Origin of the sequence: Novosphingobium sp. KACC 22771 (assembly GCF_028736195.1) — a bacterium.
Classification (GTDB): domain Bacteria; phylum Pseudomonadota; class Alphaproteobacteria; order Sphingomonadales; family Sphingomonadaceae; genus Novosphingobium.
Genome location: NZ_CP117882.1, coordinates 1,159,869 through 1,172,099, shown reverse-complemented (window position 1 = coordinate 1,172,099; position 12,231 = coordinate 1,159,869). Strand labels below are relative to the sequence as shown.

Sequence of the window (12,231 nt, the reverse complement as noted above, 5' to 3'; positions counted from 1 at the left end):
CAGCCTGGTGCAAGTTCATTACCGTTGGGCGTTGGTTACAGGGCGGTTACAGGGCGGTTACAGGCACCCCGCACGGCATGCATTCCGGCGCGAGGGGATCGGCGTTTCCGGCCGGACCTAACGGTTACAGCGCCGCGTCACAAATGCGTAACTCTCATATGGATATCGGAAATCCTGCCAATGGCTCAGCCGCCCCAGCGGCGGAAGAACCAGACTTTGACGATATGGGTCAGCACCGCATAGGCCAGCAGGAAACCGGCCAGAATCGGCCAGTAAAGCGCGGGCAGAGGCTTGAACCCCAGCGTTGCCCCCAGCGGCGAGAAGGGCAGCGCCACCCCGATCGCGCAGATGATCAGCGTGGTGGCGATCAGCGCATGGCTGGCGCGGCTTTGCAGGAAGGGGATGCGCGCGGTGCGGATGATGTGGATGATCAGCGTTTGCGTGAGCAGCGATTCCACGAACCAGCCGGTCTGAAACAGCGCCGGATCGGCCCAGGCGTTAAACACATACAGCATCGTGAAAAAGGTGGCATAATCGAAGATCGAACTCATCGGCCCGATAAACAGCATGAAGCGCGCGATATTGCCGATTTCCCAGCGACGCGGCGTGGCCATATATTCCGGATCGACATTGTCGGTGGGGATGGTCGTCTGCGAAAAGTCGTAGAGCAGATTGTTGGTTAGCACCTGCAAGGGCGCCATGGGCAGAAAGGGCAGCAGGATCGAGGCGCCCAGCACGCTGAACATATTGCCGAAATTCGAGCTGGCGCCCATGCGGATATATTTGATGATATTGGCAAAGACCCGCCGCCCCTCGGTCACCCCATCGCCGAGCACGGCAAGGCTCTTTTCCAGGAGGATGATGTCGGCCGATTCCTTGGCAATATCGACCGCCGTATCGACGGAAATGCCTACATCGGCCACCTTGAGCGCGGGCCCATCGTTGATCCCGTCGCCCAGAAAGCCCACCACATGGCCATTGGCCTGAAGCGCGGCGATGATGCGGGCCTTTTGCGTGGGCGAAACCTTGGCAAAGACCTGCGTGACTTCGGCTTGCGCGGCCAATTCGGCATCGCTCATCGCCTCGATCTGGCGGCCCAGCAGCAATTGGCCGACGTCCAGCCCAACGTCGCGGCAGATCTTGGCCGTGACCAGATCATTGTCGCCGGTCAGCACCTTGACCGTGATGCCCGCCTTTTGCAGATCGGCAATCGCGGGCCTCGCGGTTTCCTTGGGCGGATCGAGGAAGGCGGCAAAGCCGATCAGCGTCAGATCGCGCTCGTCGGCAATCGAATATTGCCCTTCGGCCAGCGCGGGCATGGTGCGGCTGGCGATGGCCAGCACGCGGAAACCATCACGGTTGAGGCCCTCGGCCACAGCATGGATGGCCTCGGCCTGGGGCCCGGCAAAGGGCAGCACCTCCTCCCCCTTGCGGAATTGGGTACAGACGCCCAGCACTTCCTCGACCGCGCCCTTGCAGACCAGCAGCGCCTCGCCCGCCGGACGGCGCAGCACCACCGAAACGCGGCGGCGCATGAAATCAAAGGGCAATTCGTCCAGCTTGGTATAATCGCCCGCCGAGATCGGATGCTCCCCATGGCCGCCATGTTCGAGGATTGCCTCGTCCATCAGATTGCGCAGGCCGCTCTCAAACCGGCTGTTGAGCCAGGCATAGGCCAGCACATCGCGGTTATCGCGGCCCTCCACATCCAGATGGAGTTTCAAAACCACCCGGTCCTGCGTCAGCGTGCCGGTCTTGTCGGTGCACAGCACGTCCATCGCGCCGAAATTCTGGATCGCGTTCAAGCGTTTGACGATGGCCCGCTTGCGCGACATGGCAATCGCCCCGCGCGCCAGATTCATTGTCACCACCATCGGCAGCATTTCCGGCGCCAGCCCCACCGCCACCGCGACGGCAAAGAACAAAGCCTCCAGCCAGTTATGCTTGGTCACACCATTGATGATGAACACCAAAGGCACCAGCACCGCCATGAAACGCAGCATCAGTCCGACAAACTGGTTGAGCCCGCGATCAAAGCTGCTGGCGGTGTCGGCCGCCACGATCTGCTTGGCCACTTCACCGAAAAAGGTGGCGCGGCCGGTTTTCAGGATGACCCCCTCGGCAAAACCGCTGACCACGCTCGACCCCATGAAGCACAGGTTGGGCGCATCAAAGGGCACGGCGGCATCGCTATCGGCCACGGCGCGCTTTTCCACCGGCATCGCCTCACCGGTCAGCGAGCTTTCGTTGACATGCAGGTCATGCGCGCTGAGCAAACGCAGATCCGCCGGGATCAGATCGCCCGCCGCCAGACGCACGACATCGCCCGGCACCAAGGCTTCGAGCGGCAATTCGGCAAAGTCCGCCCCCCCGCGCTTCACGCTGGCGTGGACCTGCACCATGCGCTTCAGGCGTTCGGCGGCCATGCTGGAGCGATGCTCCTGAACATAGCCCAGCCCCACGCTGAGCAACACCATGACGGCAATGACGATGGCCGAGCGATAATCCGAGAGCGCCCACGACGTGACCGCCAGCCCCAGCAGCAGGCCGTTGAGCGGGGTTGCCAACCGGCGCAGGATCTCGCGCAGGACCGAGAGGCGGACATCATCGGCGATCCGGTTGGGGCCGATGACGCCCAGCTTTTCCTGCGCCGCCTGCTCTGTCAGCCCGGCTGGCGATGTGCCGAAATGGCGATAGAGGGCCGCCTCGTCCATCCTAGCCAGATCAAGCAGCCCGTCGGTCATACGCTCGGCCTTTTCGCATGTTGCGCGCGCTGCGCTACGCTGGCATCCGTTTGGCCGCAATCCCTTATCGCGGCTTGCCTTCGCTCAGCATTTTCATCGTCCTGAGCGCTTCGCCAAAGCGCTGCGCCCGCTTTTCGCGCCGTTCCCTGGCGCCGGCCTCGGCCCCGGCGCCCTGGTCGAGGTAAAGGATCGAATAGACAATCCGCGAGGTGGATTTGGACACCGGCACCACTGCCAGATTGCCGTGATAGAAGGCTTGCCCCTCGGCCATGCCATCGGGCATGGCATAGGCATAGGACAGGTCGGTGCGCCCGACGATGACCTCGATCAACCGGCCATTGTTGAGATCGCGCACCGCGCCCACTTCGCCATCCTTGCCCGCAATCAACCGGCAGGGGACATGCAGCCATTCCTCAATGTCGCAAAACTTGCCGATCCGCGCCCAGACCTGCGCGGCGGGGCGGGCAACGTCCTGTTCGAGATGGATGGTCTGATAGGCGGGCGTTTCGGCCGCCGCCGGGGCCGCCCACGCGATGAAACCGGCCACCATCCACGCGCCAAATGCTTTCCTCATCGACCTCTCCCGTCCGGTTTTCCACATCAAATCTGTTGCGCGGTTCGCCCGCCATGATTAATGCTGCGCCCAACGGGATAAAGCAACCTCCCGGTCAGGCGTCAGCCCAAGTGTTGCCTTATCCGGCCTGCCGTTGCGGGCGGAAAGGTATTGGACGCAAGATGACGGCCCCTTCTGCACATCCTGATTTTGGCGAACTCCTGCGCGTTTCCGCGCGCATCGGCTGTCTCAGTTTCGGCGGGCCTGCCGGGCAGATCGCGCTGATGCACCGCGAACTGGTCGAGGAACTCGGCTGGATCAGCGAGGATCAATATCTCCACGCGCTCAATTTCTGCCACCTGCTGCCCGGGCCGGAGGCACAGCAACTGGCGATCTGGATCGGGTGGAAAATGCATGGGGTACGCGGCGGGCTGGCGGCGGGCCTTTTGTTTGTGCTTCCCGGCGCGCTGGTCATTCTGGGGCTCTCGATGCTCTATGGCGCGGCGGCGCATCTGGCATGGTTTGCCGCGCTGTTTCTGGGCATCAAGGCGGCGGTGCTGGCCATTGTGGTGCAGGCGGTGCTGCGCCTTGCGGGCCGCGCGCTGGGGACGGGATTTCGCAAAGGGGCGGCGGTGGTGTCCTTCCTTGCGCTGTTTTTGTTCAACGCGCCCTTTCCGCTGGTGGTGATCGGGGCGGCGGCGGTCGGCTGGATCGCGGCGCGATATCGCCCTGCGCTGTTGGGGCTGAAGGGTGAGGCGGCATCGCCCCCCGATACGCCGCGCCCTTGGGGCTACAGCTTCCGTGCCGTGCTGATCGGTGCGTTGGTCTGGGCCGCGCCGATGGCGGCAGTTTTCGCGCTGCTGGGGCGCAATCATGTGCTCTGGCGCGTGGGGGTGTTCTTTTCCAAGCTGGCGGTGGTCACCTTTGGGGGGGCCTATGCGGTGCTGGCCTATATGGCGCAGCAGGCGGTTTCGGCACAGCACTGGCTTTCGGCCACGGAAATGGCCGACGGGCTGGGGCTGGCCGAGACGACGCCGGGGCCGCTGATCATGGTCACGCAATTTGTCGGCTATCTGGCCGCGTTTCGCAGTCCCGCGCCCTTCACGCCGCTGGTTGCGGGCCTGCTGGGAGCCGGGCTGACGACATGGGTGACCTTTGCGCCCTGTTTCCTGTGGGTTTTCGCGCTGGCTCCGTGGATCGAGCGGCTGGAGCGCGCCCAATTGTTGAAAGGCGCGTTGGCGCTGGTGACATCGGCGATTGTGGGCGTGATCGCCAATCTTTCGGCATGGTTTGCGCTTCAGGTTTTGTTTCATGACCTGCGCGTGGTCTGGGGCAGTTTCAGCCTGCCGGTTCTGGCCAGTTTCGATTGGCGCGCCGGGCTGATCGCCGCGCTGTCTGCATGGGCTGTGATCGGGCGCAAATGGAATGTGATCCCCGTTTTGGCCGCTGCCGCCGCCGGTGGCTGGCTGCTCTCGCAAGTTTGATCAAGGGCGTTTGATCAGGATGGCGATGGCATGTCGGTGCTCTGGCGTACCATCTAGTACATTAAATTTTGCGGCTGCAGCGTAAAGCGGAAGCAAACGACATTTACGGCGAAGCAGGCGGCAGCGAGGGCAGGGGCGCGATGGCAATGCGCCCCGCCTGAAACGAACCCAGCCATAGTTCCCGCCCGATGATCGCAGCGGCAGAGATGCCGTTGAAGGCGCGGCGAGGGGTGCCATAGGCGAGGGTGGCGATCCGCCCTTGCGCCCGATCGACCTCGCCCACGATCCAGCCGCGCGGACAAAGCATTGGGTCCGCCACGCCATCGACCACCTTGCGCAGCCCCCCGCAGGCCGGTTCGTCATAGCGCATCCCGGCCAGAAGCAGGCGCCCGCCCGTCCAATGGATGTTGTCGGGCATGAAATCAGGGGCGACGATGCGCCGCACCGGCCCGCGCGGATCGTGCCGGTCAAACACCTCTACGGCATGTCGGCCAAAGGCGATGGTGTAGAAATGGCGCTCGTCAGGGTCGGCCTCGATGCCGTTGTTGCCGGGCAGGGCGGTGCCGGGCATCTCGTGAAATGCCGCCTCGCCGGGGCGCCAAGACCATACCGCGCCAGTGTCGCGGCCCAGCACGAAATCGGCGATGCTGGTGCCCGGGCGCGTCAGCACAGTGACCAAAATCTGCCCGTCGGCAAAGCTGGTGACGCTGTTGCCCACCTGTCCGGCGGGCATGGGCAGGCATCCGCGCCATTGCAGTTTGGGGCGGTCGACGGCGGTGTTGACGTCAAAGACCTCGACCGATTCCCGCCCGCCATGATTGACGACCAACAGGCGCCAGCGGTTCGGCCCCATGGCACGCAGGTTGAGCCCGCGATCATTGAGCAGGGCCGGATCGGGCGGACCGGGGCAATGGGGATAGGCGTTTGTATCGGCGGCAATGTCTTCGGGCGCGCCTGTATACCAGAACTCCATGCGCCGCGCCGCCGAGTCGATCAGCTTCAACCCGGCTCCTTTGGCAAAGCCGCTGGCGATCAGCCAGCGGGTGCCGGGCAGGGCGAGTATGTCCTCAGGTTTTTCGGCGCCGCAGATATAGGCGAGCTGTTCATCCGGGGCGCAGACGTCCGGAGCGGCCTGCGCGGCGCGGGCGGGCAGGGGCGCGCCGGTGAAAAAGACGACGCATAACAGTGCGGTGGTCATAGCGAGCGCGGCATTGGGGCGTGTTAATTTTGGGGTCATCGGTGCGTTCTCCAGCGCGGCGCTCGTGTGTCTTTGCGATCACATCTTTTAGGTAACGAAATGGTTAGTTTCATATTTGATTGACCTTGGCCAGCGCCTTTTCTATCCGGCCCACAACGCTGGAAAGAGCGAAAGGGAGGGGTGCCAGATGTCATACGCCAAACAGAGTCTCATTGCGTCCGCCAGCCTCATCGGCCTTTTGGCGGGCTTTTCTACGCCCGCAATGGCCGCCGATGATGCGGCCAAGGCGCAGGAAATTGTCGTCACCGGATCGCTGATCAAGCGGCCCAACAACACAGCGGTCAGCCCCATCGTTTCGGTGGGCGAGGCCACGATCAAGGAATCGGGCGCCGCCACGCTGCAGGACGCGCTCAATCAGGTCCCCAGCTTTACGGTGGGCGGCAATGCGGCCACCGGCGGGCAAGGCGGTGGCGGTCGCGCCTCGATCAACCTGCATGGCCTTGGCACCAACCGTAACCTGGTGCTGCTTGACGGGCATCGCCTGCCGGTCTCGGACATCAACGGCAATGTCGACGTCAACATCCTGCCCGATGCGATCATTTCCAGCGTCGATGCGATCACCGGGGGCGCCTCGGCGGTCTATGGTTCGGACGCGATGTCGGGTGTGGTCAATTTCAAGACCATCCGCAATTTCGAGGGCATCAAGGCCGATGTCATGAACTCGATCAGCCAGTTGGGCGACGCGTTCCGGTTCAACGCCTCACTGGCCCTTGGCACCAAATTTGCCGATGATCGCGGCCATCTGATCGCCGCCTTCAGCTATGCCAAGCAGGACCCGGTGGCGAACAATTCGCGCTCCTTCTTCATGGACAAGGTGCCGTCATCCTATATCGGCACCGGCACCTATGTGCCCAGCGCGACGAACCAGCCCAATCCGGCCGTGGTCCAGGGCATCTTTGCCGGCTATGGCGTGACCAGCCTTCCGGCCAATTATCAGCTGGCCAACCTCGGCTTCAACAATGATGGCACGCTGTTCGTGCAGAACGGGGCGCAGAACTACAAGGGCGCGAACGGCACCAACGGCTATGCGCTGGTGGGCAACAATGTGCGCATGCCGGTGGGCCAGCAGGGCAATTTGTTCAACGCGCTGGACCGCAAGACCGCCTTTATCAAGGGCGATTTTGAACTCACCCCCAGCCTGACCGCCTATGGCCAGTTCATGTTCGTCGATCTGTCGGTCAATACCAACAGCGGCGGCAGCCTGACCCAGTTCCCCACCTTGACCACGATCCCGGTTTCCAATCCCTTTATTCCCAACGACCTGCGCACGATCCTTGCTTCGCGCGCCAATCCGGGGGCCAATTTCAACTGGAATGCGCGTTATGTCGGCGTTCCGTGGAAGAACTGGGATGAGAACTATCAGGTCCAGCAATATCTGGCCGGGTTGAAGGGTCAGATCGGCGGCGGCTGGAGCTTTGATGTGTACGCCTCGTATGACGAGTCGGTGCATAATCAGATCATGCATAATGCCGTGCTGAAAAGCCGGGTGCAGACCTTGCTGAACGCAGCCGATGGCGGCAGGTCGATTTGCGCGGGCGGGTTCAATCCGTTTGGCGATGCCAATGCGCGCTCGCTCTCGGATGCATGCCGCGCCTATATCACCAAGGATACCTTCAGCCAGGAGCGCCTGAGCCAGACCCAGATCCAGGGTCAGGTCAACGGCTCGCTGTTTGATCTGGGCGCCGGCCCGGCGCAGATCGCGCTGGTGGCCGACTATCGCCGCAACACCTACTCCTTCACGCCGGACAGCGACATGACGGCACTCAGCGGATGGGCGCCGGGGGCCAATGTCGAAGGCTTTACCGCCACCATCGGCGTGCCCAAGCGGGCCATTTCTGTGAAGGAATTTGCCGCCCAGATCGACGTGCCCCTGCTGGCCGACAAGCCTTGGGCGCAGGAACTGGCTGTGGGCGCGGCCGGGCGTATTTCCGATTATTCGGTGACCGGCTCGGTCAAGTCCTATGAAGTCGACGCCCGGTGGCGTCCGACGCGCAACCTGCTGGTGCGCGGTTCGTATCAGCGCGCGGTGCGTGCGCCCAACATTGGCGAACTGTTCTCGCCGCCCTCGGGCTCGCAGCTGGTCATCGGCACGCCGCCTTCCTCGCTGGGCGATCCGTGCGATGTGCGTTCGGGCGCGCGGACCGGGGCGAATGGCGCGCAGGTCGCCGCGCTTTGCGCCGCGCAGGGCGTGCCCTCGGCGCTGATTTCCAGCTATCAGTTCCCCACCACCGCGACCGGCCAGACCGTGGCGGGCAATTCGAATGTTACGCCGGAAACCGCCGATACCTATAATATCGGCATCGTGCTCAACTCGCCGTTCCAGAGTGGGCCGCTTGCCGAATTCTCGCTCTCGGTCGATTATTACAACATCAACATCAAGAACGTGATTTCCTCGGTGCCGGGCCTGACCGTGCTGTCGAAATGCTACAATCTGGATGGCTCGAACCCCGGCTATGCCACCACCAATCCCTATTGCCAGTTGATCTCGCGCGATAATTCGACCGGGCAATTGCTGACCGTTTCGACGCCCTATCTCAATCTGGGCGCGGTCAAGACCGATGGCATCGAGGCCCAGATCCACTGGGGCACACGTGCTTCAAAGCTGGGCGCGGGCGGCAAGGTCTATATCGACACCGCGATTGGCTGGCTCCATGCGTATAAGGTGCAACTGCTCCCGGGCGCGGCCTTCCTTGATTACACCGGCGTCAGCGTCGGCGGGTCTAACCCCGGATCGGTGCCGCCGCGCGCCACGCCGGAATGGCGCGCTCTGACCACGTTCGGCATCAAGAATGACGTGTTCGGCGCCGGTCTGCGCTGGCGCTATCAGAGCGGGATGAAGGACACCAGCGCGGTGTTGACGCCCACCAACACGCAGGTTGGCGTCGGCGTTTACCAGTTGTGGGATCTGTTCGGCTCGGTCAAGGTCAACAAGAACTTTGAACTGCGCGCGGGCGTGAACAATATGTTCAACAAGAGCCTGCCCTTTGTTGCCAGCTCGCAGAACGGCACGGATACGGCATTGTATGATGCCATCGGGCGTTCGTTCTATGTCGGTCTGAAATTGTCCATGTAATGCGGTGGGCCGGGGCGTGATGCGCCCCGGCCCCATTTCCCTATCGCCGCCGGGCCAGCAGGCGCAGCGCGATCCCGGCGCAGAGATAGGCCGCAAAGATCACCATCGCCATCGGCCGCGCCGTTCCATCATGAAACGCCCCGGCCACCGCCGCGCCCAGCGCGCCGCCGCCAAATTGCATAAAGCCCACCAGCGCCGAAATCGAGCCTGCCCTTTGCGGATCGCGGGCCAGAGCCCCGGCAATCGCATTGGGTTGGGTAAAACCGATCATCGCCACCATGAAAAACAGCGGCACGGTGATCCCCAGCAGCCCGCCAAACCCGGACACGGTATCGGCCAGAAGCACGGCCGAGGCGATCATGCTGCCCACATTGGCCCAGCGCAGGATCGTGTCATAGCTGATCCGTGCCAGCAGGCGGCGGTTGAGCCAGTTGGTGGTTACCAGCCCCAGCCCGTTGGTGGCGATCACCCAGCCATAGGTTTGGGGCGAGAGGTGAAAGCCGGTGACCAGCACGTCGGGCGAAATCGCCAGATAGGTCAGCAGCCCCATATGCGAAAAACCGGCGGTCAGCGCATAGGCCATCACCTGCGTCTCGCCCAGTACGGCGCTATAGGCGCCCAGCGGGGACTCGCTGCGGGCCTGCGCGGCGGTCTGTTCCGATCGGGTTTCGGGCAGGCCGAAGAAGGTGGCCACTGCCACGCTCGCGCCAAACGCCGTCAACAGCCAGAAGATGGCGCGCCACGATCCGAGCAGCAGCACCCAACTGCCGATCAGCGGGGCGATGATCGGGGCGATGCTCATCACCAGCAGGAGCATGGAAAAGACCTGCGCGCTTTCCTGCGGGTTAAAGCGGTCGCGCACCGAGGCGCGCGAGACGACCAGACCCGCACAGCCGCCAAACGCCTGAACGAAACGCGCCGCGATCAGCACCGGAATGGACGGCGCCAGCGCCGCGCAGGCCCCCGCGCCGACATAAAGCACCAGTCCGCCCAGCAAGGGCATCCGCCGGCCGATCCTGTCCGAGAGCGGCCCATGCACCAATTGCCCGAAACACAGGCCCGCAAAGAAGGAGGCCACGGTCAAGGATGCCTGCGCCGCATTGCCGCCCAGATCGCGCGCCATAACCGGCAGAGCGGGCAGATACATGTCAATCGAAAGCGGGGCAAAGGCGCTGAGCCCGGCCAGCACCAGCAGCAGGCCAAAGGGAATATGGACAGATTTGGCCGCGCTCATGGGGTTCTTTCCTAAGGATAATGCAGGCGCGGCCATCACCGCGCCCGTATCCTTGCCACAGGGGCGCAGGCTTTAGAAGATGATCGGCGTCCGTCGCATTATCTTATGCGCGCACAACGTTGAATTCCATTCGCTTGGAGTCCATCCCGCCCGGACGGTGTCTGTGGCCGGAACCGGCCTAAACCCCCGCCACAGTCTTGCGGAACAGCGATTTGACCAGCCTATCCTCAAGTACACGACCGATCAGATAAAGGGCGACGAAGATCCCGGCAAAGACATAGGCCGGAGTGGGCGAGGGCTTTTTGCTCTTGGGACCTTCCTCATCGCCGCCTTCGCTCCCCGGCTTGTCGGGCTCTGGCGCGCCCAGCGCCTTGTCGATAGGGTTCAACGGCAGGACTGCCTCCGGCTTGTGTTTGGCCTTGGCGGTCAGTTCGGCGGGTGCTTTTTGCAGATCGTTGATGGTGATGATCGCCTGAGCAAAGCCGAGGAACAGCAGCGGGGCAAGGAAGCAATAGAGCAGGGCGCGGCTGATCAGATCATAGCGCAGCAGCGAATTTTCCACCCACAGCACGCCGCTGTCGAAAACCGACATCTTGTCCTGCGCCGCCGGATCCTTTTTGCGAAAGCTCAGCGTGTCCTGATGCCGCTGATGGCTGGTGCCGGTCTGGCGAAAGAGCGGGGTGAGGCGGTCAAGGGTTTCATCGCCCGATTGGCCGGGCGGCAGCGGGATTTGCCCCCGCACGTGCCAGATCCAATCGATGTGGCGGAGAAGCGAGGGCTTGTCCTGCACCGGGGCATAATCCTGCGCCATGACAGTACCGCTCATTCGGCAGGCTCCGTCAGGGCCACATTTGCGCCGCGCCCGTATTTTTCCTTCATCGTCTTCCACCCTTCGGTGAAGGGATAGGTCATCTGTTCGCGGATCGACATGCGGCGGCCGTTTTCCAGTCCCAGCAATTCGGCTTCGCCATCGACGCAGGTGCCGAACATGCGGTCGATGAAAATATAGGAACCGGCATAATTGCTGCGCGTAGCCTCGAAATCCTGCGAATGGTGCAGGCTGTGATGCTCGGTCGTGTTGAACAGATAGCGCCACCAACGCGGCGAATTGAAGCGGACGTTGATGTGCTGATACGTGCCGATCGCCAGACCGAACGCCCCCGCCATCAGCACCGCGCGCGGCAGAAAATCGAAAAATCCGCCCACGCCCAGCCCGATCAGGAAGAGTTCGACCGGATTGCCGACCGCGCCCTTGTTGATGTTAAGCTGGGTGATGTAATGATGGACCGAGTGGGGCAACCACAGCGGATACCAATTGTGCATCCCGCGATGCATCCAATATTGCCCGAAATCGAAGATGAACGAGATCAGGAAGGCCTGAACCAGCAGCGGCAGGCTGGTGAACCACGTGATTTTGTCCCAATGCATCGCGTGCTGGACGGCCTTGATCATCACGCCGCTGCCGATAAAGCTGTTCATGATGCGGATCAGCGTATAGCCGAGGCCGACATAGAACAGGTCGGTGGCCAGTTCCTTCCACGTCAGGCGCCAGCTGGCAAAACGCGGGTTGACCCATTCGAGCGCCAGCAGCAAAACCTTGAAACCAATGCCGATATAGATCGCGGTCGATGCCTTGGCGATGGAATTGGGCGCATAGAACCAGAAGGCCAGCATCGCAAAAAGCATGGTCGGCTGAAACCAGGTGAAGATGAATTGTTTGACCGGACCACCCTCGACGCGGGGGATGTTCTCCCAGCCGATGGTGACGGGCGCTTCGGCCCCAATGATCCGCTTGCCTACGAGAACGCCGTTCATCTTGTCTCTACCCGAGTCCAGACTGCACAAGGGTAAAGTGCCTGAAATTCTGGACAGGTGTCATACGTCA

8 protein-coding genes are annotated in these 12,231 nt (G+C 62.6%); 2 read left to right on the top strand and 6 right to left on the bottom strand.

Going from position 1 to position 12,231, the window contains the following annotated elements:
• Positions 1-185: 185 nt before the first annotated feature.
• Together mgtA and PQ467_RS22060 are read right to left on the bottom strand one after the other, a co-directional pair.
• The gene (gene mgtA / locus PQ467_RS22065; RefSeq protein ID WP_274176622.1) at positions 186-2,744 is read right to left on the bottom strand and encodes a magnesium-translocating P-type ATPase; all 2,559 of its coding nucleotides are present in this window, start codon (positions 2,742-2,744) and stop codon (positions 186-188) included.
• A gap of 64 nt (positions 2,745-2,808) precedes the next feature.
• Complete coding sequence (locus PQ467_RS22060; protein ID WP_274176621.1) at positions 2,809-3,318, bottom strand: SRPBCC family protein; 510 nt, start codon at positions 3,316-3,318, stop codon at positions 2,809-2,811.
• Positions 3,319-3,479: 161 nt separating this feature from the next.
• Here PQ467_RS22060 and chrA point away from each other — a divergent pair, with 161 nt between their 5' ends.
• The gene (gene chrA / locus PQ467_RS22055; protein ID WP_274176620.1) at positions 3,480-4,781 is read left to right on the top strand and encodes a chromate efflux transporter; all 1,302 of its coding nucleotides are present in this window, start codon (positions 3,480-3,482) and stop codon (positions 4,779-4,781) included.
• A gap of 103 nt (positions 4,782-4,884) precedes the next feature.
• Here the strand turns inward: chrA and PQ467_RS22050 are convergent, their stop codons facing one another.
• Entirely contained in the window at positions 4,885-5,979 is a 1,095-nt protein-coding gene (locus PQ467_RS22050; RefSeq protein WP_274176619.1) for a hypothetical protein, read from the bottom strand.
• Positions 5,980-6,166: 187 nt separating this feature from the next.
• Between PQ467_RS22050 and PQ467_RS22045 the strand changes: the two genes are divergently transcribed.
• Positions 6,167-9,112 carry a TonB-dependent receptor domain-containing protein gene (locus PQ467_RS22045; protein WP_274176618.1) on the top strand — a complete coding sequence of 982 codons (2,946 nt, stop codon included), beginning with the start codon at positions 6,167-6,169 and terminating at the stop codon, positions 9,110-9,112.
• Positions 9,113-9,152: 40 nt separating this feature from the next.
• On the opposite strand, the gene PQ467_RS22040 is transcribed toward PQ467_RS22045, so the two are convergent.
• The 3 genes from PQ467_RS22040 to PQ467_RS22030 form a co-directional block, all read right to left on the bottom strand.
• Entirely contained in the window at positions 9,153-10,346 is a 1,194-nt protein-coding gene (locus PQ467_RS22040) for a multidrug effflux MFS transporter (protein WP_274176617.1), read from the bottom strand.
• Positions 10,347-10,524: 178 nt separating this feature from the next.
• Positions 10,525-11,172, bottom strand: coding sequence for a hypothetical protein (locus tag PQ467_RS22035; protein WP_274176616.1), 648 nt, complete (start codon positions 11,170-11,172; stop codon positions 10,525-10,527).
• Positions 11,169-12,161 (bottom strand): sterol desaturase family protein, encoded by a 993-nt coding sequence (locus PQ467_RS22030; RefSeq protein ID WP_274176615.1) that lies wholly within the window; start codon positions 12,159-12,161, stop codon positions 11,169-11,171. The genes PQ467_RS22035 and PQ467_RS22030 overlap by 4 nt, the downstream gene beginning before the upstream one ends.
• Positions 12,162-12,231: the final 70 nt, after the last annotated feature.